Origin of the sequence: Chelativorans sp. AA-79, from assembly GCF_029457495.1 — a bacterium.
Taxonomy (GTDB): Bacteria; Pseudomonadota; Alphaproteobacteria; order Rhizobiales; family Rhizobiaceae; genus Chelativorans.
The window spans coordinates 1,340,649-1,362,365 of record NZ_CP120361.1 but is presented as its reverse complement, the minus strand read 5'-3'; the positions used below and the strand labels follow the sequence as shown (position 1 = coordinate 1,362,365).

Sequence of the window (21,717 nt, the reverse complement as noted above, 5' to 3'; positions counted from 1 at the left end):
GCTCCGCGCCTTCGAAAGGGCGGCGAGCTCTGCCTGTCGGCGCCGGACCGTGAAACACCTCCGCGCGTATGCGATTGAAGAGACTTCGGTTTCCCCGGACAATTTCTTACCCGGCCAGGCGGAACAATGCCGGATCGACATTGTTCACGGGATAACGACAGTCCGTACCGGTGCGTGAAGGAAGGAAGCGAGAAACTGGCCCCTCTCGTGCCGATGGCTTTTTGGCAGTCGCAGGAGAATGCAGCCATGACCTCGACACGGAACACCAGCGAATCCCGCAGGGCCAGGGGTTGGTCCTATTGGTATTGCGCCGGGCTCGGAGCACTACTGGTTCTGCTCGGTGTCGTGCTCGGAGCGGGAGGCGCGTGGCTGATCGCGCTCGGCGGCTCGTGGTATTACCTCGTCGGCGGCATCGGCCTGGTGGTTTCCGGCATATTGCTGATCAGGCCGTCCATGGCCGGCGTGGGGGTCTATCTCGCGACCTACGTCTTCACGATCATCTGGGCGTTCTGGGAAGTGGGTACGGATTGGTGGGCGCAGGTGCCCCGGTTGGTTGCTCCCACGGTGATCCTGATCCTCGTGCTGCTGGCAATACCGGCCATCGGCAGGCCGCGACGGGCGGAGGTGCGGCCCGGCCGTCGCACTGCGGCGGCCGCGGCCGTGGCACTCCTGTTCCTGACAGGCGCCGGCGTCGCCTATCACATGGCCGTGCCGTCGAGCGCGGTGGCCCAGGCGACACCTCCAGGCGAAGAAGCACCGGCCGAGCCGGCGCCTGAAACCGATCCCGCTCCGGCACCGAAAACAGGACCCGCCGCCGTGCCGGAAGGCGCTTCCCCGACCACACCGCCCGGCGAGCAGCCCTCTGCTCCTCCCCGACCTGGCGAGACAGCCCCCACCGCCCCTGCTCAGCCATCAGCGACGCAGGCGGAGGCAGCAGGCCCCTCCCGCCCACCGATGCCGCAAATGGAAGTGGGCGCCGACTGGCCGGCCTATGGCGGCACGTATTTCGCCCACCGCTATTCGCCGCTCGACCAGATCGACCGGAACAACGTCTCGGAGCTGCAGCGCGTCTGGACCTACCGAACCGGCGATATGCCGTCCGAGGCGGCGGAGGGTGAATACGCGCCGGAAACGACGCCCGTGAAGGTCGGCAACTATCTCTATTTGTGTTCCGCCATGAACATCCTCATTTCCGTCCATGCGGGAACGGGCAAGGAGCAGTGGCGCTATGATCCCCAGGTGCATGCCGACGCGATCCCCTATAGCGCAAGCTGTCGTGGTGTCGCCTACTTCGAGAACCCCGCTGCCGATCCCGACTCGCCCTGCGCAAGACGCGTGATGGAGGCCACGATCGACGCGCGCCTCATCGCCGTGGATGCCGATACGGGTCAGCCTTGCCCCGATTTCGGCTTCAACGGCCAGGTGAACCTGCGCGAGGGTATCGGTGAGACCGTGCCCGGCTGGTATGCGGTGACCGCGCCGCCCACCATAGTGCGCGGCGTGGCCGTGGTCGGCGCGCAGGTCAACGATGGCCAGGCCGAAGACGCTCCGTCCGGCGTGGTGCGCGGCTATGACGCCGTTACCGGTGAACTCGTCTGGGCCTGGGACATGTGCAAGCCGGATCTGCGGGGCGAACCGCCCGAAGGCGAGGTCTATACCCGCGGCACGCCAAATATGTGGACCACGACCGCCGCAGACGAGGAACTGGGCTATGTCTATCTCCCGACGGGCAACTCGGCCGTGGACTATTACGGCGGCAACCGCGCCGATTGTGAGAACGAATACAGCACCGCGCTGGTGGCGATCGACGCCACGACCGGAGAGGAGGTCTGGCACTTCCAGAGCGTCCACTATGACGTTTGGGACTACGATCTCGGGTCGCAACCCACTCTGATCGACTTCCCGGCGGAGGGAGGCAGCGTGCCGGCGATAATCCTGCCCAGCAAGCAGGGGGATATCTACATCCTGGATCGCCGCACCGGCGAATCCCTGTTCCCGGTAGAAGAGCGGCCCGTGCCGACGGGCGGTGTCGAGCCCGAGAACCTCTCGGACACGCAGCCCTTCTCCGCCTATCACACGCTGGCCAAGGACCCGCTCGAGGAGCGGGACATGTGGGGCATATCCCCACTCGATCAGCTCTGGTGCCGCATCCAGTTCCACAGGGCGACCTATGACGGCATCTACACGCCGCCGACACTCGAGACGCACTTCATCCAGTATCCCGGCTATAATGGCGGCTCGGACTGGGGCAGCGTGGCGGTCGACATGGAGCGCGGCATCCTCGTGGCCAACTACAATGATATGCCGAACTTCAATCGCCTGCTGACACGCGAGGAGGCGGACGAGCGTGACCTCACGCCGATCTATGTGCCCCACGGTGAACACGACAATCCGCAGGTCGGGGCACCCTATGCCATCGACGTGAACGCCGGCTGGCGGCTCGGCTTCACCGGGCTCATGTGCAAGCAGCCACCCTATGGCGGGATCCGTGCCATCGACCTTGAGACCGGTGAGACCATCTGGGACCACCCGCTGGGCGAGGCGCGTGCCAACGGGCCTTTCGGTATTCCCTCGATGCTGCCCATCAGGATCGGCACGCCCAACAACGGCGGTCCGCTCATCACGGCGGGAGGCCTCATCTTCATCGCTGCCGCCACGGACAACCTCATCCGGGCAATCGATATCGATACGGGCGAGGTCCTATGGGAGGATGAGTTACCGGCAGGAGGCCAGGCGACTCCCATCACCTTCGAGGTGCAGGGCAGGCAGTATATCGTCTTCATGGCCGGCGGCCATCACTTCATGGAAACGCCGATCGGCGACTATGTGCTTGCCTGGGCCCTTCCGATGGACGACGAGAACGGCACGAGCCAATAAGTTCCAGAGGCGCGTGGAAGCGCGCCTCCCCCGCTCGGGGGAAGGGTACGGGTCCGTCATGGCACAGGTGCATTCATGTAGACGGTGAGGGCTCCAGTTTCCGCCCGCGTCACGGCGGTGACGTTGGACAACGAAACGTCGCGTTTCCGAAGCTCCGCCTCGATCGCCTCATTTGCTTCGATCGCTGTGCGGACCTCGGCGAAATTGTCTTCGGACTCCCGGAGCGTCTCCTCCAACTCCTGACGATCGGCGCCGGAAAGGGATTGGAGATCAACGACGCGCACGGACGAGAGCGCCGTGATTCCACGGATTTCCTCCCCGCTGAGGGTGTTCTCCCTGAGATCGGCGGTCACTGCGGTGAGCGATGGGGCCGTCTCTTCGGCTGCCGGTGCGGCGGCAGCACCGACCGAAAGCCAGGCAAACGCGGCAATGGCAAGGCGGAACGCTCTCATTCATCTCTCCCGGGTTGCGGACAGTTCACTGCACAGCCGAACGGCGGGCACGCCGGATTGTTCGAAGGTCGGGCGGCCACTGGAACGGTCTCCGCGCTGAATCGAGGTCCGTCCGCACGGTTACGACCGGTGCCATCGCGGCTCTGACGCGTGGCGCGTATTCCCCGCCAGGTTCGAAGCATCACGGATTGTTTCCGCCCGGAACAATACCGCCGACCTGTGGTTTTCGGGGGCAGCAGCGAAAGACGGAAGGAGCATGACATGAGACGGATGAAGACTTCAACGGCACTGGCCCTCGTTCTGGCCTTGGCACCTGCCACAGCCTTGGCTGTGGAAGCGTTCAGCGATTTGGACACCGATGGCAACCAGGAATTGACGAACGCGGAGTTCGAACAGGCGAGCCGCGGAGTCTTCCAGGCCTGGGATGAAAACCAGGATCAGCGCCTCACCGAGAACGAGCTATACCGGGGCATGTTCACCGCGTGGGATCAGAACAACAACGACCAGCTAAACCAGGATGAGTACAGCACCGGCTACACCGCATGGTTCGGCAGTGATGCTCAGCCTGGTTTCCAAGAAGTCTCGGGAGACGATGACACCATCGCGCAGGACGAATTTGTTTCCGCGTTCAGCGAATCCGACGTGATGGCATTCGATACCGGGGAGGAGGGCGCAGACTGGGCCGCATTCAATGCCGCACTCTTCAACATCTACGATCAGAACGGCAGTGACACGCTCGCGCAGGACGAGTACGCACAGGTGGAGAGTATCAGACAATCCGGCGGCAGCAGCCAAGCACAGTCCGGCAACCAGGCACAGTCCACCAACCAGGCACAGTCCGATGTCGATCGGACCGAGCAGACTGCGGCGGTGAATCAGGGTGATGCGATCCAGGCGGAAGTCATCGCCCTTCCGGAGTGGCGGTCGGACAATCTTTATGCAGACGGCATAAGCGTCGACTATGTCATGGATGAAGCTGAGGTCTACGGCCCTGGCGGTGACGAGATCGGCAGTGTCGAGAACTTTGTTTTCGCCGAGGATGGCCGCGTGCTCTCGATCGTGGCGGAAGTCGGTGGTTTCTGGGATCTCTTCGACACACACGTCAATGTTCCGTGGGAGGAGGTCACCTATAGCGGCGGGCGGCTGACGATCCTTGTCACCGAAGATAACGTGGAAGACTACAGCCTCTTCAAGACCGGCTATTTGACGGCGCAGGGTGCGGCGGGCGATACGACCGTGGTCGAAGACGACTTGGCGACCGGGCCACGGTCGTTCCGGGCCTCCGAGCTCATCGGCGACTATGCGCGTATCCGCGCTGACGATCAGGACAACTATGCCAACTACGGTTATGTAAATGATCTCATCCTGCGCGATGGGCAGATTGCGGCCGTGGTCGTCAATCCGAACGCGGGTTACGGGACTCCCGGACCTTACGCCTATCCCTATTATGGCTATGGCTGGGCCCCCGGCATGCCCTATTACGACATGCCCTACGGCGAGCAGGATGTCGCTCAGGCGGAACGTTTCGACTACGACCGACTTGGAAATTAGACCCCGGCCTTTTGGTCCAGGGCGAAATCCCGGAGCCCGTCTTCTTCCGGCGGGCTCTGGGTTGTTCCATTTCCTGCAGGACGGACCATGTCGAGCGAAACCGGAAGTACGCCTCGCCCCCACCAGCCCTCCCGTGATCGCCTGACATTGGCCGGCTACACACGCCGTGTGCTCATCGCAACGGCGATCGTGAGCCTGGCGTTCCTGATATGGCACTTGCGGCATACGGCTGCCATCGCCTTTGCGGCCGTGGTCGTGGCTGCCGTCCTCACGGCCGCGAGCGATCTGACGCGCCGTTTCGTCCCGCTCGGCAGCCGGTGGTCGCTTGCCCTGTCGAGCCTTTTGATCATCGTGGTGATCGGGGCGGCTCTCTGGTTCGCCTGGCCGGACATTCAGACCCAGTCCTCGAACCTCCTGCAGCAGTTGCCGCAGGCCGTGCGCAGCATAGAGACCCGGACAGGAATATCCCTGCCGAACTCGCTGCCGCAACTCGGCGGGTCGCTCGAAGGCGCGTTCAACCGAATCCTGAGCGACATCGCGGCCATGCTTCAGACGGCGGCTGCCGCGCTTACCGGCGTCGTTCTCGTGATCGTCGCCGGCGTGTTTCTCGCCGTCAATCCGGGGGTCTACCGGCGTGGATTTCTTCTCCTGTTCCCGACAGGGGAACGCGGCCGCGTGGAGCACGCCCTGGGCCGAACGGGTACCGCCCTCAAATTCTGGCTAGCCGGACAACTCCTGTCCATGGCGATCGTCGGCGCCCTGGTGGGCCTCGGCGCCTGGGCGATCGGCCTGCCCTCTCCGCTCGCCCTGGCGCTCATCGCCTTTCTGACGGAGTTCGTCCCGCTCATCGGTCCCTTCGCCGGGGCCGTGCCGGGGCTACTCCTGGCGCTTGGTGAAGGCTGGACCATGCTGCTATGGGCAGCTCTTCTTTATCTCGCGGTGCAACAGCTCGAATCCAACCTGATCACGCCGATCGTGCAGCGCGAGGCGGTCAAGGTCCCCCCGGCGCTGTTCATGTTGTCCGTCGTCGCGATGGGCGCGCTTTTCGGAATCCTGGGAGTCCTGCTTGCCGGACCGTTGACGGTGGCTGCCTTCGTCCTCGTCCGCACACTCTATGTCGAGGATACGCTCGGCGTGCCGCTTCGTGGCCCCGGCGGCAGCGAGGAGTCCGCCACCTCGCAGGCGGGGAAAAGCGCCGGCGGCGATGCGGGGATGTCTTCCAGATTTGCCGCAGAAAATCCGGAGAAGACCGAATGAAACACCTGCGTGGACTTGCTGCCGATATCACGCTGATCGGCGTGCTCGCCGTCGTTCCGGCTGCTTCCCAGGAAGCTCAGCAGCCCCAGGGATGCACGGTGCCCGAACGGCCGGAGGTCGGGGAAACGGTCGAACGAGGCCTCGGACCACGTCCGCTGGCCGAGGTCCAGCGCGAGGTGCTGCTGCGGATCGGCCCCAGCCGCTTCTGCGAGGAAAAGTATCTCGTACCGGCGGGCGCAACCGTCGAGCTGCAGGATTGCGGGGAGGAATGGTGCCTCGTGACCTACGGAACCGAGGCGGGCTACCTGCATAAGACCTTGCTCACGCGAGTGCCGAACCGCGCGGCGGACGAGCCGATCGATCCACGCCGTTCCGAATAGCGGCTTAACGACTGGTCCACACCGAAGTCAGCCGGGCAGTCGAAACGACATAGTGCATGGATGCGTCAGAACCGTGCCGTGGCAGGTGAACCACGGTGAGCGGATATACCCGGCGAGAATCTCTGACGCTCGTGCCCAAACTTGGAGAATATCATCATGATGTCTCGAATTCCGCGCGGCACGCTGGCTCTTGCTGCGGTTGCGCTTGCTGCAGCCATCCCCGTTTCCGCCACGGCACAGGACGTGCCGAACGACTTCACCGGAATCGTCGAAAGAATGACGCCCGCCGTCGTCGCGATCACGGCGAGCCGGCCGGCAGGAGAGCAACAGCAGCTCCAGGAGCTGCTTCCCTCACCCTTTGGAACGCCCCGCGGCCCGCAACGCCGGACGCCTCGCGGAAGCACTGCGCTGGGCTCCGGCTTCGCCATCAGCGAACAGGGCCACATCGTCACGAACAACCATGTGATCCAGGGTGCCAATGAGATAGAGGTGCTCCTGTCCGACGGCACGGAACATGGAGCCGAACTGGTCGGGGCCGATCCGGCGACGGATCTCGCAGTGCTGAAGATCGATCCTCCCGAAGGGCTCACGGTTGCGGAGTGGGGAGACTCCAGTGCCTTGCAGCCCGGTGCATGGACGATTGCCATCGGCAGCCCCTTTGGGCTGGGAGGCACGGTCACCGTGGGTGTGCTCTCGGCACGGTCCCGCGACATCCGCTCCGGCCCCTATGACAATTTCCTGCAGACGGACGCCTCCATCAACCGGGGCAATTCGGGAGGTCCGCTCTTCAATGCGGCCGGCAGGGTGGTCGGCGTCAACACAGCGATCTTCTCGCCCGTCGGCGCCAATATCGGAATCGGTTTTGCCGTACCGTCCAGTACGGCGCAGGACGTGGTGTCGCAGTTGATCGAAACGGGTGAGGTCGAGCGCGGCTTCATCGGTGTCAGCCTGCAGCCGATCACGCAGCCGATGGCCCAGGCGCTCGGCCTGGAGTCCACCGAGGGCGCGCTGATAGCCGAGGTCGAACCCGGCAGCCCCGCCGCGGAGGCAGGGCTGAAGGCAGGCGACGTGATCGTGAGCCTGAACGACGAGCAGGTCGAGGACCCGCGCGAACTCTCGCGTGCCGTCGGCCAGCGCGACCCGGGTGAGACGGTCAACCTGTCCGTCCGCCGTGATGGTGAGGAGGTCGGCGTGGAACTGACGCTCGCCTCTCGCGAACAGCCCCAAACCACCGCCGGCGCACAGCAGCCTGGTGGTCAGGACGATGAGGCCAGGATGGGGCTCTCCGTGAGCGGGATACCGGAATTGGTCAGGCGCGAGCTCGATCTGGAGAACGGCCAGGGCGTTATGGTGCAGGGAGTCGAACCCGGCAGCCCCGCCGCGGAGGCCGGAATCCGGCAGGGCGATGTGATCATCGAGGCTGGCGGGGATCCCGCCAGAGAGGCAGCGGACCTGTCCGAAGCATGGCGAGAAGCCCGGCAGGACCAGCGCCCGATGCTGCTGAGGATCGCGCGTGGCGACACCTCGCTCTTCGTCGCCGTGGAACCAACCCAAGGCTGACGGGATACATCACCGCAGAGAAGGCCCGCGGAAAACCGCGGGCTTTCCGCACACGAGCAAACGCCCGCGCCGGACATTCCAAGCGTTCTTCCGGACAACGATTCAATCAGGACCGGGCGTCCGCCCGGTGCCGCTGCCGCCAACCGCGGTAGAAGCTTCCCGCCCGTTCATGCGCGCGGTGCCCGAGCAGCAGCATGCAAGGGGTGAGCATCAGCGTGAGGAAGGTGGCGAACGCGAGCCCGCCTGCAACCGTCGTCGAAAGCTCGATCCAGTACTGCGTGGACGGCGCGCCATACTGGATTTCACGGTGAATCAGATTGATGTTGAGGCCCAGCACGAGCGGCATCAGGCCCAGTATGTCGTTGATGGAGGTGAGGAAGACGGGCCTCAGGCGCTGGGCGCCGGTGCGGATTGCAGCATCCATGGCGTCATGACCCTTCCCGCGCATTTCATTGTAGGTGTCGATCAGCACGATGTTGTTGTTGACGACGATGCCTCCAAGCGAGATGACGCCCAGCCCGCCCATGACGATGCCGAACGGGCGGCCGGTGAGGAGCAGGCCGATCAGAACGCCGGCGATGGAGAAGACGATCGCGCTCATCACCACGAGCGCCTGATAGACATTGTTGAGCTGGGTCACCAGGACCAGGAACATCAGCGCAACGGCAGCGAAGAACGCGCCGAGCAGGAAATTCTGCGCCTCGGCTATATCCTCCTGCTCACCGACGAATTCGACCGTTACGTTTCCGGGCAGCCCCGCCTCTTCGATGGCACCGCGCAATTGCTCCGTTTTCTCCGCCGGCAGCACGCCTTCGGCCACGTCGGCCTCGACGGTGACGACCCGTTCGGCATCGACGCGGTTGATGATGCCGGTCTTCTCTGCCGGATCGATCGTCACGAAATTGGTGATCGGCGTCTGACCGCGCTCCGTGGGGACTGCAAGACGGGAGAGACTTCCCAGCGTCCGCTCGGGCGCAGGGAAGCGGACGCGGATATCGACTGCGTCCTCCACGTCGGGCGGCCGGTACTCTGCCAACTTCAATCCTTGTGTGAGAAGCTGAACCGCTTGCCCGAGCGTGGTGACATCCGCGCCGAAACGCGCAGCGCTCTCCCGATCGACGTTGATGCGCCATTCCACGCCCGGCACGGCCGTATCGTCCTCGATATCGGTGAAGCCGCCCAGATCCTGCATCAGCGAGCGTACCTTCGCGGTCGCCTGCTCCATCGTCTGCAGATCCCTGCCGAGGATGTGCAGTTGGACGGGTTTGCCCTGCCCCGGCCCCATCTCCTGCTCGTTGGCGGCGATGCGCACGCCGGGAATGTCGGCGGTGCGCTCTCTCACTTCCTGGATGATCTCATCGGCACGGCGCCGGTCCTCCCACTCGATCAGATCGAGCTGGAGAATGCCGATCGTATCGGCGGAGACGTTCTCCTGCTGCATCTGCTCGCCCACGGTGCGGGCATAGATATGCTCGATGCCTTCCGTGCCGAGGATTGTCTCTTCCACCTCCCGTACGAGAGCGTCCCTCTCATGGATGGAGAGGTTGTCGCGCGCCTTCACCGTGACCTGGATGAAGCGCGGCTCGATCTCGGGAAAGAACTCCACACCGCGCCCGAAGAACACATAAGCCACAATCGCGAAGACGAGGAGCAGAAAGGTTCCAAGCAGTGTCAGGCCGGGCCGCCTGAGCAGGCGCCGCAGCGCGGAGACATAGATGCGCGTGACGCGGTCCAGATCCTCCAGGTCGCCGCTTTCCGCTGCCGCGAGCGCCTTCTCTTCTTCTTGTGCGCGCGGATTGCGCTTGCCGATCATGCCGCCCAGCACGGGGATGAAGACGAGGCCCATGGCCAGCGAAGCAGTCAGGATGGCGATGACGGTGATCGGCAGGAACTTCATGAATTCGCCCACCACTCCGGTCCAGAAGAGCAGCGGAAAGAAGACGCAGAGCGTGGTGAGGGTCGAGGCGAAAATGGGCCACGACATGCGCTTGGCGGCCTCGCGATAGGCGTCGAACGGACGCTTGCCCCCGGCCATCCAGCGATCGGCCAGTTCCGTCGTGACAACAGCCGCATCCACCAGCATGCCGAGCACGAGGATCAGGCTGAACAGCACGATGATGTTCAGCGTGTAGCCCATCCACCACAGAAAGATGATGCCTGCGAGGAAGGAGCCGGGGATGGAGAGTCCCACCAGCAGCGCATTGCGCCAACCGAGCGTGGCGACGGTGATGATCATGACGAGCAGGATGGCCGTTATCACGTTGTTCTGCAGGTCCGTGAGGGTCTCCCGCACCTCGGTCGACTGATCCTGCAGATAGGTGACCGACACGCTGGCCGGCATGGACCCCTTGGCCTCGTCCAGGACGTCCTTGACTGCCTCGACCGTCTCGATGATGTTCGCGCCGATGCGCTTCTTCACCTCGAGGGCGATCGCCGGCTGCCCGTCGATGCGGGCGAAACCCGTAGGGTCCGCGAAGCCGCGGCGCACGACCGCCACATCCCCGACCGTCACCACCGCGTTGCCGGCCACCTTGAGCGGTATGGCCCGCACATCGGAGATATCCTCGATGACCCCGGGGACTTTCAGGGTGATCCTGCCCGCGCCGGTGTCAATATAGCCTGCAGTAACGAGTTGATTGTTCCGCTCGATGGTGGCGAGAAGCTGGGAAAACGGCACGCCGTAGGATTCGAGTGCAGTCGGATCGATCAGCACCTCCAACACCTCGTCGCGATCGCCGCCGATGTCCGCCTCCAGGACATCGGGAAGCGCTTCCAGCCGATCCTGCAGACGCTCGGCAAGGTCGATCAGGGCGCGTTCGGAAATGGGCCCTGAGAGCATGACCGTCAGCACGGGGAAGAGGGCGATGTTGACCTCCTCCACCATCGGTTCTTCCGCCGTCTGCGGCAGTTCGGCGCTCGCCCGGTCCACCGCTTGGCGCACGTCCTGCTCCGCCTCGTCGGCATCGAACCCGGCGGTGAACTCCAAGGTGATCGCCGCGTAGCCCTGCGCCGCCACGGAGCGCATCTCGTCCAGGCCTTCGATCGACTGCAGTTCCGTTTCGAGCGGACGCAGGAGAAGCCGTTCCGCATCCTCGGGCGAAATGCCTTCGTGCGGCACGGAGACGTAGATGATCGGGATAGGCACGTCGGGTGCCGATTCCCTCGGTATTGCCAGATAGGCATAGGTGCCGATGAGCAGGATCAATGCGAACAGGATCAGGACGACCCTGTTGCGGTGGAAGGCCGCGTCGATGATGCTCTTCATGGAGAGTTGCCCTGGGCACCGCCGGCGGGCGAAGAGCCGGTGCCGCCTCCACCCGCTCCGCCAGTGGTCGCGCCACCACCAGCGGCGCCGCCCTGGCCCTGTGCCGCGCCTGACGGTTGAAGCGGAGATTGCGCCGTCGGCGGCGCGGAAATTCGCGGAGAGGTGATGTCGCTCGAAGGTGTGGTGTCCTGCTGGATCGCGCCGGTGCCCGAAGGCTGTTCCGCACCGGTCGCACCCTGCCCGGGAGAAACGCCGGTCGTGGACCGCATGGAATCATCTGAGGCGCCGATGGATCCTGCGGGAGTGGACGGCACCGAACCGGTCAAGATCGTATTTGAGGCGGTCCCCTCGCACAGCTCTTCGGCAGGGGGAGGCTCCGGGATATCCTCCGCGCCATTGAAATGTTCCGCCTCTACGGTCGCCGTGGGCAGCCGCACATCCTGAACGGCGCGTTGGGACGTTCCTCCTTCACCCTCCGCCTGCGTCACGCGCACGTCTTCGCCCTCCCGCACGAAGCCCTGCCCGACGGTGATCAGTCGCAACTGGTCAGGCAGGCCGGCAATCCAGATGCCGTCCATACCTGTCCGCACCACTTCCACGTCATGGAAACGGACCGTGCCGTTCTCGTCCACGGATTTCACGCCCAATGCGCCATCCTCGTTGAGAGCGAGTATGGAGGGGGAGATGAAATGCGCCTGCGCCTCCCCGGTCTGGAAACGAACCTCGTTGCTCACGACCGAGGGGATCTTCCGTTCGTCATTGGGGACACGGATCACGACACGGAACGTGCGGGTCTCGGGATCGGCGGCCGGTGCGACGAAGCATACACGGCCCTTGGCGAGATCGCCCGTAGCGAAGCTCACCACCGCAACGCGGCCCACATCGACCCGACCGACATCCCGCTGCGAGATATGGAGCGTGGCCAGCAAGGGCGCATTGTCGACGATGCGAGCGACGGCCCCGCCTGCCGTCAGAGTCTCGCTGCCATTGACGTAGACGTCGCTGACGATGCCCGGAATAGGAGCCTCGATGGACGTGTCGCGTATATCGGCCCGCACGCTCTGAAGCGCCGCCCTGGCCTCCTCGAGTTGCGAGCGCAATTCCCGCACGCGGGCTTCCGTCGCAAAGCCCTGGCCCTCCAGTTCGCTCAATGCGTCGAGGTCTGCCTGGAGCCTCTCGACCCGCGCCTCGGCACTTCGAAGCTGGCTCGCGCGCGCCTCGAGGCGCACGCGCGCAAGGACCTGTCCCGTCTCGACCTCGTCACCCTCCTGGACCAGCACCTCGTCCAAGGTGCCGCTGGTGGGGGAGATGACATCCACGGCGCGGAACGGCTGTGCCACGCCCTGGGCATAGATATATTGCGGAACCGGCTCGGCAACGGAGCGGCGCACCTCCACCAGGGTCGGCTTCGGCTCGGCGGATGCGGCGCCCTCATCCTCCTTCTCCTCCCCGCCGCCGATGACGAAACCGCTTGCAAGCCATGCGGCAACCGCGGCGAAGAGGCCGATCGCAATCCAGGTCGAGGTCCTCAAGAGAATGCCTTCTGCCAGTGGTTGGACGCCAGTCTAACCATGGCCCTTCCGCACTGTTCCAGCGAAGCGCACGCAGTGGTGCAGGACAACCCGGGCAGCAGTTCCCGGAACCAAGCTCCCCGCGCGCCGTTTCTACCCGGGGCAGCACTCGCCTGCTCGGACGAAGGTTTGGAGGGCTCACAACCGGCGTGCAGGCAGATCGATCCTCATCCCCGCAAGAGAAGGGCTCGCCGGCGGGTTCGCAGGATCCCGCCATCATGATCGGGCTTGCGCGTGCCTTCGGAGGCGCCCTCATCTTCTCCCTGCCGATGCTGATGACCATGGAGATGTGGTGGCTCGGGTTCTATCTCGACCGTTTCCGGCTGTCCCTCCTTCTGATCCTGAACATCCCCCTGCTGGTGCTGCTGTCCCGTCACGCGGGTTTCGAAGAGACCGTCGAGTGGCGGGAGGATCTGCGGGATGCATCCATTGCTTATGGAATCGGCATCCTCGCCAGCGGAGTCATCCTGTATCTCCTGGGGATCGTCAGATACGACATGCCGTTGGATGAGATCGTCGGCAAGATCGCCATCCAGTCGGTGCCCGCAAGCATCGGCGCCCTCCTGGGCCGGAGCCAACTGGGAGGGAGGAAGGCGGAATCACCCGGAGGGCCGGAAGGAGAAGCCTATGCGAGCGAGATGTTCCTCATGGCCATCGGTGCGCTTTTCCTGGGGCTGAACGTCGCTCCGACGGAGGAGATGATCCTGATCTCCTACAAGATGACGGAGTGGCATGCCGTGGGCCTCGTCGCGCTTTCGGTTTCCCTGATGCACGGTTTCGTCTACGCGCTCGAATTCAAGGGCCAGAGTCCGCTGTTGCCCGGCGTGCCGTGGTGGAGCGTGTTCCTCCGCTTCACGGTGGTCGGATACGCCGTCGCCGTCCTGGTGAGCCTTTACGTGCTGTGGACGTTCGGCCGCACCGATGGAGCGTCCGCGATGCAGGTGTTGATGGCGGTTGTGGTCCTGGCCTTTCCCGCCTCGCTGGGGGCGGCCGCCGCCCGGCTGATCCTTTAGGGAGACAGAAGCATGGGCCGAGACGTCGCTGAAAAAGAACGGAAAGCGGGCGAGACCGACGCGGGTGGAAAGGGCAAAGAGCCGCGGCAAGTCGCCCAAAAGCCGAGAACGCTCGAATGGATCGTAGGCGGCGTCTCGGCCGCGGTCACCCTTGCAATGATCGGCTTCCTCCTCCTTCAGGCGTTAAGCGGCCGACAGGAAATCCCGCGGATCGAGGTAACGGTGGAGCGGATTCGTGCCATCGGCGGCAGCCACCACGTGGAGTTCCGGGCGGTCAACCGGGGCGGTGCGACCGCGGCGGCTGTCCTTGTCAAGGGCCGCTTGATGGACGGCCAGGACGTGGTGGAGGAAAGGGAAGTCACCTTCGACTACATGCCCGCGCATTCCGAACAACAGGGTGCCCTGTTCTTCCAGAACGACCCCGGATCCTACCGCCTGTCGCTGCAGCCCGAAGGGTACAAGAAGCCTTAGCCAAAGGTCCCGGTGCCACGATGGCAGCCGGCAGGGGTTGCCGTCAGCGTTCTCCCAGCTTTCGGCTTTCGATCCAGGCCTTCGGATCGACGCGTGGGCGCAGGAAGCCCACGGGGAGTGCGCTCGCGTGGAACAGCCATGCGACGACGGTGTAGAGCCCCATTGCGATGCCACCCTTGCGCAGCGACATGGTGGCGGCAATCAAGGCGAAGAGCGCCAGGACAATCGCCAGTGCCAGGAGCTTGTCTGCGAGAAACACGAGAAGTGCCAGCGAGAGCACAATCCATCCGAGCACGACTATCCAGAGCCTGATCTCCGGAAGCTCCTTCAGGAGCCGGACGAGATGCGGCCTGCCCATGGCCGCCCGCAGGACCTCGCCGATGCCGAAGAGATATTTGCTCTTCCACCGTCTCACGAGCAGGCGGTAGGAGTTTTCGACATGGCCGTAATGGCGCACATAGCGCCGGTCCAGGCGAACGAGGCGCCAGCCGGCGCTGCGCAGGCGGATGCCCAGGTCGAACTCCTCATAGCCGTGCAGATTGCGGTCGGTGAGGTAGCCCACGCTCTCGATGGCCGAGCGGCGATAGACGCCGCCGCCGTTCATGCGATCGACCTCCCCCACGCGGTTTTCCGGGGCATTGCGGGTGACGCGCCGGGTGAATTCCAGATTGGAGAGGTTCATCTCCTCCACATGCCCGGTGACGCCGGCCACGTCCGGATGTGCCTGAAGATAGGCAGCCGCCTCGGCGAGAAAGGACGGATCGAGGTCCATGTCGCCGTCGAGCAGGCAGATCAGGTCGTATTGTGCGTACTGGAAGCCGAGCTGCCCGCCGATGCCGCAGCTTGGTTTCGCCGGCTCCACGATCTGGACCATCGTCGCCGGATAGCCGGCGACGATCTCGGCCGTGCGATCGGTCGAGCCGCTGTCGGCCACGATCACCTCGCCTTCACCGCCGGGCAGGCCCGCAAGCGCATGCTCTATGGTCGAAGCGATCCGCTTCTCCTCGTTCAGCGTCTTGATGATGATGCTTACGGCCATGATCACCGATCAGAACGCCAGTTCAGGTCAGCACGGCGCGATAGACCACCGCCGTGCGCTCCGCTATCGAGGGCCAGCCATACTGGCTTTCGATCTGCTCCGCTTTCCGCCGCTTCTCCTCCGGCGAAGAGGGCTCGGCGAGCTTGCGCCGGATCGCCGCCGCCAGCGCCTCCACATCGCCAAGCGGAAAATAGTCCTCGGCGGCAAGCCCCACCTCCAGATTGGCCGGAATGTCGCTGGCAAGAACCGGCAACCCGTTGCCGAGCGCCTCCAGAAGTGCGATCGGCATTCCCTCATGGCTGGAGGGGAGAACGAAAAGCGCCGCATTCGAGAAGAGCGCCGCAAGATCGCTCCCCGTCTGGAATCCGGTCATGATCACGCCGGGCACTTTGCCGGCCATCTCCTTGACCTGCCTCGAATAGGGGGTTTCGAACTCGCTTCCGCCCACGACCACGAGCTTGCGGTCGCCGGTGTTCAGCCTGGCGAAGGCATCGATCAGGTCCGTCTGGCGCTTCTCCGGAACCAGCCGCGCGACCGTCAGGACATAACTCTGCCCCGAGAGCCCGAAGCGGTCGAGCGCATTCCCGGTGCTCTCGGCGGTGTGGATCTCCACGCCGTTCGGAACGAAGTTCACCGGAACGCCATAACGCTCTTCCATCGCCCGGGCGACACCGCCGGCGACCGCGATCCGTCCATTGGCGAACTTCATGCCCAGGGCTTCGCCGAGCTTCAGGAGCCTCTTGGCGAGCGGGCCCCATTTCTGCCTGTCGTAATCGAAGCCGTGATGGGTCACCACAACCTTCAGCCCCAGGAGCCGGGCCAGGGGCACCATGAGCGACGGCCCGATCGCATGGATGTGCAGGACGTCCGGCCGGTGGACCGCCGCATAGAGCACGCCGACAAACGTGTGGACGGCAGCCTCGAGCGCCATCCGCCGTGGTGACCAGAGCGGCACCAGTGCGATGCCGTTCCAGGTGGCCTTGGATTTCTCCCGCATATATTGGCGGCGGCCGATGACCGTGATGTGCCAGCCCAGCCGCGTGAGTTCGCGGCTCAGGATCTCCACATGCCGTTCAACGCCACCCTGGATATTCGGTATGCCGCGAAGGCCGAGCATGGTGACGCGCCCGGCCCGCGAAGTTGCGTATGCCATGGCCCGGGGCATCCGGGCAGCGTCGGATGCGATCGCGCCGGCGTGCTTCCCGCCAAGGGGAGCGGCCTGCTGGGATGCGGAATGGAGCCGAACCTGCGGCGAGCGTTCTTGCGGCCGAGGGTCTCTCGGCCCGCCGCGCGGAGCTGCCGTTTTGTTGCCAAGCATCGCGTCTCCCGAACGCTTTCGGACAGATTGGGCCATCATCTCTGAAGGAGGTGTAAATTGGACAGCGGAACCATTGCAATTATGTCCCGTACGGCCTGGCTTCGGCTGTCTCCGGAGAAACGAGCCCCGCATAAAGGTCGAGCATGCGTTGCCTATGGCTCGCAGCCGAAAACTCGGTCGATATCCACCCCCTGCCGCGCAGCCCCATTTCAGCGCGTCGGGAAGGCGGAAGGGAAGCCACCACCCCGATGACGCGCGCGAGGTCCTCCGGCGAGCCTGCCTTTGCGGTATAGCCCGTTTCCCCTTCCTTGATCATTTCGGGTATGCCGCCGATGTCGGAGCCGACGACGGGCTTTCCGAGCGCATAGGCTTCGAGGATGCTGATCGGTGCGTTCTCGTACCACTCGGAAGGAAGGACGAGCGCCCTTGCCTCGCCTATCAGGCGAAACAGCTTCTCGCCCGACACATAGCCGGCGAAGGTGACGTCGGCACCGCTCGTGCGGGCCAGTTCGCGCAAGGGGGCCTCCTCTGGTCCCGTTCCCGCGATGACGAGCTTCTGTTTGGCAAGGGCGGCGGCGCGGATGAGCGTCGCGATGCCCTTCTCCGGCGCCAGTCTTCCGGCATAGACGAAGTAATCCTGCTCCGCCCATCCCGTCCTGAGATTGGAAACATCGACGAAATTGGGAATGTAGACCAGTTTCTCCGCCGGCCAGCCCCATTCGATGAGCTTCTCGCGATAGAAGCGGCTGGGCACGACGAAGCGGTCCACCTTGTCGCGGTAGAGCCCGAGCAGCCGGTGGATAAGCGTCTCGGCAAATACCACGCCGCTCACGGCGGCCGAATTCTTCACACAGCGGTTCAGGACGACATTGTGGATGCGCCCGCCCTTGCACCGTTCGCAGACGATGCCGTGACGCAGCATCTTGTAGGCGGGACAGGCGAGCTTCAGGTCGTGCGCGGTCATCACGACCGGGACCCCTGCCGCCTTCAGCGTCGAGAAGATGGCCGGCGACAGGTGGTGATAGACATTGTGCGCATGCGCGATTGTCGGCGGTGCGGCGGCAAGCAGGTCCGAAAGCTTGCGCTGCGCCTCGAACGAATAGATGACCTTGGCGGCATCCATCGCCTTGGTGAGCACGCCCGGCTGGTTGCCGTACTCGATCTCGGAAACGAAATATCGCGACCACTCCGAGGGCTCGTTCTCGGCATGCTGCATGGCGAAGGGCACGACATCCCAGCCGATTTCCGAGAACAGCGCCATATGGTCGAAGAAGACCGCCTCGGCCCCACCCCGGCGGTAGAAATAGTTGTTGATGGCGAGAAGCCTCGGCTTGTCGGCCGGTGCGGGCGGCGTCATCGGCTCATCCTTCCCAGCCGAGCAGCTCGACCGCTTCGCGCACCGTGACGACCCGGCAGCCCTTGGCCTTGGCGTGAGCAACGAGGTGATCGAATGTCTCCGGCGTGCAGCCGAACGGCGTCGGCGTTTCGGTGATATCGTGGGTGAAGAAGATCAGCCATCCGGGTTGAGCCGCCACGTCGTCGATCCAGCGGGTCAATGAGCGCGCATGGGTTTCGGGCTGGCGGATCTCCACGCTCTTGAGCATCAGGTGATCGGCCCTGCCGCGATTGATCTCCTCGCCGGCCCCCCTGCATGTCGCGAAGCGGGAGCCGAGCATCTTGCGCGCCGGCGGCCAGGCTGCGTTGAACGGAAAGGAGAAGTTGCGGATCGGCTCCTCCACGCCGGCCCCACGCAGATATTCGGTGTTGCGTGTAAGATCCGCCACGAGGTCTCCGCCGATGAGACGGAGCTTGCGGTGCGCGAAGGTGTGGCAGCCGACTTCGTGGCCGCGCTGCGAAAGCGCGCGGCACCCCTCGCTGGAGATCAGCGTGCGGCCCGGCTCCACGCTCGAGGCGATGCCGCCGGAGATGTAGAACGTGCCGCGCGCGCCGTGCCGCTCCAGGATCGCCGCGCCGTTCGTCAGCGCCGTCTCCGGCACGTCGTCGAATGTGAAGGTGACGAGCGGCGTTTCGGTGGCAACCTCCCGCTCCCGGCTTCCCATTTTCCAGACCAGCCGGTTGACGGCACGGTCGATCAGTTCAGTGGTTTCACGTCCAAGCCCGCCCATCTAGGTCTTCCCCCTCCCCGAAGAATGGATGATCCGGGCCGAGGCCTGGAATCGGAACCCGTACAGCGCCAGCATGAAGGTGAACCAGAGCATGTTGCCGCCTTCATAGAATAGGCTTTCGAGACCCGCATTGAACAGCACGTAGAGCCAGATGCGTATGTAGAGCCGCGTCAGCGGAGAACGCTCCTGTTCCGGCCCGATTCGCGAGATGTCGCGAAGAGGGAGGAACAGCACCCAGGCCAACGTCAGCAGCAGGCCCGGAATACCCGTGGTGAGCGCGATATCGAGATAGGAGTTGTGTCCGTTGGCGGCGGCGACAGCCCACGTCTCGATCGAGCCGCCACTATAGACGAGCTCTTCCGTCTGCCAGAATGCCTTGAATCCATGCCCGAGAATCGGATTGTCCGCAATCGCGCCGAACGCGAACCGCCAAATATCGGCGCGGTTGGTGAAGGTTGCGTCAATACCGAGCTCGGTGAGCAGGGCGCCGAAGGGTTCGATGACCGCAGAGCCGACCGCGAGCAGATTGAAAAGGGCAACACCGCCTACGGCGATCGGCACCCTGAGAAACCGGAAGCGCTCGAACGCCCATGCCACCAGGATGGTGGCGGGCAGCATGGCGCTGGATGTCTTGCCGCCGGTTTGGAGAAGGAAGAACGCCGCCAGTACCACAATGATCCCGCCGACGAAGCGCGACAACGCGCCCATGACGAAAAGGCCGAAGAAGGTGGCGACGACCATGGCCGCGGCGGCACTGTTCTTGTGCGGGAAATGTCCGCGCCACAGCCCGGCATTCATCGGTTCCCGCAGTTCCGCCGCCTGGTGGATGGCGACAGATGGTTTGAAGAGAACGCCGTAATAGGAAAGAACCAGCGCAGCCAGTGTCCCGAAGGCGAGCATCTTGGCGAAATGACGCTCGGAGACCGGGAGAAGCAGATAGATGCTGGCATTCATCGTCATGATGATCGCCAGCACCACGCCCTTGATGCCCAGCATCGGATGGTTCGACAGGATGGAAACGAACAGGAACCACGCGAAGAGCGGAATGAGCAGCAGGCGCGGCTGAAGGATCGCCTTGCGCAACGGATGGAACAGGCCGAAAAGCAGGATGCTTCCGGACAGTCCGAGGGAGACGATCTGGTTGAGCCGGTTGGAGTCGCCCGCCGACGGATCGAGAACGGCCTCGCCCGTCAAATCCACAAAGGGGTTGAGCGAAATCCAGAAGAAGAGGAACAGCGCCATGAACAGCACTGTCCTGACCGCCGTCTGAACCCCGTGTTCCGGCAGGCTGACGGCGGCCGTCGCTTGTGCCGTCGGCATGGGAAACGCTCCCCTCTCAGGCCGCGCGGGCCTGCGGCTCGCGCAGATATCTGAGCAAGCCGAGCGCCAGCGCCAGGCCCACGCCGATGAACAGCCCGGCGAAGGCACCGGCCGCGAGCAGGATCAGCGTGCGCGGCGGCCAGCTGCGCGATATCGGCGGGACGGCGCGCGATATCACCCGGATATTGCTGGTATCGATCTGCTGCCGTTCGGTGATCTCCTGGCTTCGCGAGAGAAAGGTTTCGTAGAGCGCGGCCTTCGCCCGTGCATCCCGTTCCAGCTCGCGCAGCCTCACCATCGAGCTGTTGTCCTCGAACACGGCGTTCTCTTCCGCCTGCGCCCTCTGGCGCAGTTCCTGCACCACCGATTGGGCCTGGTCGGCGTCGAGTTTCGCGGCGTTCACGATGCGCTGTGCCTCAGCGACCATCGCGCGCTCCACCGAGGCGATCTCGGTCCGGATCGCCTGCAGGCGCGGGTGCCTGTCGAGATAAGTCAGCGAAAGCGCCTGCAACTGCTGCTGAAGCTGGTTGTACTGGGCACGCAGCGAAACCAGCGCGTTCGACTGGAAGGCGGGCAGCGTGGCGGAGCTGCGCTCGTTCAGTGCCCGCTCCAGCTCGCGATAACGTGTGCCGAGCTGGATTTGCCGCTCCTGGGCCTGCAGGACCTGATCGTCGAGCTCGCTCGACCGGCGAGCGCTGACGAGTTGTTCGCCGTTCGACTGGAGGCCGTTCTGGCGCTTGAACGCCTCGACGCGAGCCTCGGCCTCGGTGACGTTAGCGCGCAGCTCGTCCAGCCGCTCGCTGATGGAGGACACCACGCGGCCTGCGCTCCCGGAGGCGGCTTCGAAAAGCTCCGTCTCGAACGCGTCCACGATGGCGTTGGAGAGCTCCACCGACTTGAACGGGTCCTCCGTCCACACACTCAGCACCACCACATAGGAGCGCTCCTCCCGGCTTGCTTCGACACGTTCGGAAAGGGCGCGCAGGACGGCGAGCTTACGGTCTCCGTCGGCACTTTTCCCGGAGAAGAGCTGCTTGATGGGATCGAGCCAGCCGGGTCTGAAGAATTCCGGATCCTCCGCCAGGTTCATCCTGTCGATCACGCGCTCCAGCACATTGCGCGACGTCAGGATCCGGAGCTTGCTTTCCACCTCCAGCAGCTGCGTGTCGCGCTGCTGGGTGTTGGCGAACACGTCGTCGTCGACCACCTGCAGATTGGACGGATCGACGACGAGGTCCGTGTAGACGGTGTAACGCGGCGTGGCGGTCTGGGCATAGATGAAGGCCGCGGCCACACAGGCCAGCACCGCCGCCGCAATCAGGTATTTGCCGCGGTTGAGCCAGGCGAGAATGTCGTCGGGCGACAGGTGGCGCAGCCGCTCCGTATAGTCATGGACGCTGCCGCGCTGGGAAACGGCAGGCACTGCCTCCGGCTCCGCAGGAACCATGTCGGGTTCGGCCGGCTCCGTGGCTCGCCCGCCTGCAAGCATGTTCAGAAGCGAACCTTGCGCATGCGGG

Annotated in this window: 16 protein-coding genes; 7 read left to right on the top strand and 9 right to left on the bottom strand. The window is 64.3% G+C overall.

Translation table 11 applies throughout. From position 1 onward, the window contains the following. Positions 1-246 precede the first annotated feature (246 nt). Positions 247-2,877 (top strand): membrane-bound PQQ-dependent dehydrogenase, glucose/quinate/shikimate family, encoded by a 2,631-nt coding sequence (locus tag PVE73_RS06700; RefSeq protein WP_277366209.1) that lies wholly within the window; start codon positions 247-249, stop codon positions 2,875-2,877. Positions 2,878-2,933: 56 nt separating this feature from the next. Here PVE73_RS06700 and PVE73_RS06695 read toward each other — a convergent pair whose 3' ends face one another. After that, on the bottom strand, positions 2,934-3,329 hold the full coding sequence (locus PVE73_RS06695) for a hypothetical protein (protein ID WP_277366208.1): 396 nt from the start codon (positions 3,327-3,329) through the stop codon (positions 2,934-2,936). Positions 3,330-3,590: 261 nt separating this feature from the next. On the opposite strand from PVE73_RS06695, the gene PVE73_RS06690 reads away from it, so the two are divergent. The 4 genes from PVE73_RS06690 to PVE73_RS06675 all read left to right on the top strand — a co-directional run bounded on the left by PVE73_RS06690 (position 3,591) and on the right by PVE73_RS06675 (position 8,077). Beyond that, positions 3,591-4,880, top strand: a complete 1,290-nt coding sequence (locus PVE73_RS06690; protein ID WP_277366207.1) for a PRC-barrel domain-containing protein — start codon at positions 3,591-3,593, stop codon at positions 4,878-4,880. An 87-nt stretch (positions 4,881-4,967) separates the two neighbouring features. Then, complete coding sequence (locus PVE73_RS06685) at positions 4,968-6,137, top strand: AI-2E family transporter (protein ID WP_277366206.1); 1,170 nt, start codon at positions 4,968-4,970, stop codon at positions 6,135-6,137. Beyond that, positions 6,134-6,517: a hypothetical protein gene (locus PVE73_RS06680; RefSeq protein WP_277366205.1), complete on the top strand. Its 384-nt coding sequence runs from the start codon at positions 6,134-6,136 to the stop codon at positions 6,515-6,517. Before PVE73_RS06685 ends, PVE73_RS06680 begins: the two co-directional genes overlap by 4 nt. A 156-nt stretch (positions 6,518-6,673) precedes the next feature. Further along, positions 6,674-8,077 carry a Do family serine endopeptidase gene (locus PVE73_RS06675; RefSeq protein WP_277366204.1) on the top strand — a complete coding sequence of 468 codons (1,404 nt, stop codon included), beginning with the start codon at positions 6,674-6,676 and terminating at the stop codon, positions 8,075-8,077. 106 nt (positions 8,078-8,183) lie between these two features. On the opposite strand, the gene PVE73_RS06670 is transcribed toward PVE73_RS06675, so the two are convergent. Further along, positions 8,184-11,342 (bottom strand): efflux RND transporter permease subunit, encoded by a 3,159-nt coding sequence (locus tag PVE73_RS06670; RefSeq protein ID WP_277366203.1) that lies wholly within the window; start codon positions 11,340-11,342, stop codon positions 8,184-8,186. Next, complete coding sequence (locus PVE73_RS06665) at positions 11,339-12,874, bottom strand: efflux RND transporter periplasmic adaptor subunit (protein WP_277366202.1); 1,536 nt, start codon at positions 12,872-12,874, stop codon at positions 11,339-11,341. The genes PVE73_RS06670 and PVE73_RS06665 overlap by 4 nt, the downstream gene beginning before the upstream one ends. 257 nt (positions 12,875-13,131) lie before the next feature. Here PVE73_RS06665 and PVE73_RS06660 point away from each other — a divergent pair, with 257 nt between their 5' ends. Together PVE73_RS06660 and PVE73_RS06655 are read left to right on the top strand one after the other, a co-directional pair. Beyond that, complete coding sequence (locus PVE73_RS06660; protein ID WP_277366201.1) at positions 13,132-13,926, top strand: TIGR02587 family membrane protein; 795 nt, start codon at positions 13,132-13,134, stop codon at positions 13,924-13,926. Positions 13,927-13,938: 12 nt separating this feature from the next. Beyond that, a complete protein-coding gene (locus PVE73_RS06655; protein ID WP_277366200.1) occupies positions 13,939-14,397 on the top strand; it encodes a TIGR02588 family protein in 459 nt (152 codons plus the stop codon). Positions 14,398-14,440: 43 nt separating this feature from the next. Here the strand turns inward: PVE73_RS06655 and PVE73_RS06650 are convergent, their stop codons facing one another. The 6 genes from PVE73_RS06650 to PVE73_RS06625 all read right to left on the bottom strand — a co-directional run bounded on the left by PVE73_RS06650 (position 14,441) and on the right by PVE73_RS06625 (position 21,623). Then, on the bottom strand, positions 14,441-15,436 hold the full coding sequence (locus PVE73_RS06650; RefSeq protein WP_277366199.1) for a glycosyltransferase: 996 nt from the start codon (positions 15,434-15,436) through the stop codon (positions 14,441-14,443). Between the two features lie 22 nt (positions 15,437-15,458). Continuing rightward, the gene (locus tag PVE73_RS06645; protein ID WP_277366198.1) at positions 15,459-16,589 is read right to left on the bottom strand and encodes a glycosyltransferase family 4 protein; all 1,131 of its coding nucleotides are present in this window, start codon (positions 16,587-16,589) and stop codon (positions 15,459-15,461) included. Positions 16,590-16,833: 244 nt separating this feature from the next. After that, the gene (locus PVE73_RS06640; protein ID WP_277366197.1) at positions 16,834-18,111 is read right to left on the bottom strand and encodes a glycosyltransferase family 4 protein; all 1,278 of its coding nucleotides are present in this window, start codon (positions 18,109-18,111) and stop codon (positions 16,834-16,836) included. A gap of 4 nt (positions 18,112-18,115) precedes the next feature. Continuing rightward, the gene (locus tag PVE73_RS06635) at positions 18,116-18,880 is read right to left on the bottom strand and encodes a polysaccharide deacetylase family protein (RefSeq protein WP_277366196.1); all 765 of its coding nucleotides are present in this window, start codon (positions 18,878-18,880) and stop codon (positions 18,116-18,118) included. Beyond that, positions 18,881-20,200 (bottom strand): O-antigen ligase, encoded by a 1,320-nt coding sequence (locus PVE73_RS06630; RefSeq protein ID WP_277366195.1) that lies wholly within the window; start codon positions 20,198-20,200, stop codon positions 18,881-18,883. It abuts the gene before it with no gap. 16 nt (positions 20,201-20,216) lie between these two features. After that, complete coding sequence (locus PVE73_RS06625; protein WP_277366194.1) at positions 20,217-21,623, bottom strand: GumC family protein; 1,407 nt, start codon at positions 21,621-21,623, stop codon at positions 20,217-20,219. Between the last annotated feature and the right edge of the window lie 94 nt (positions 21,624-21,717).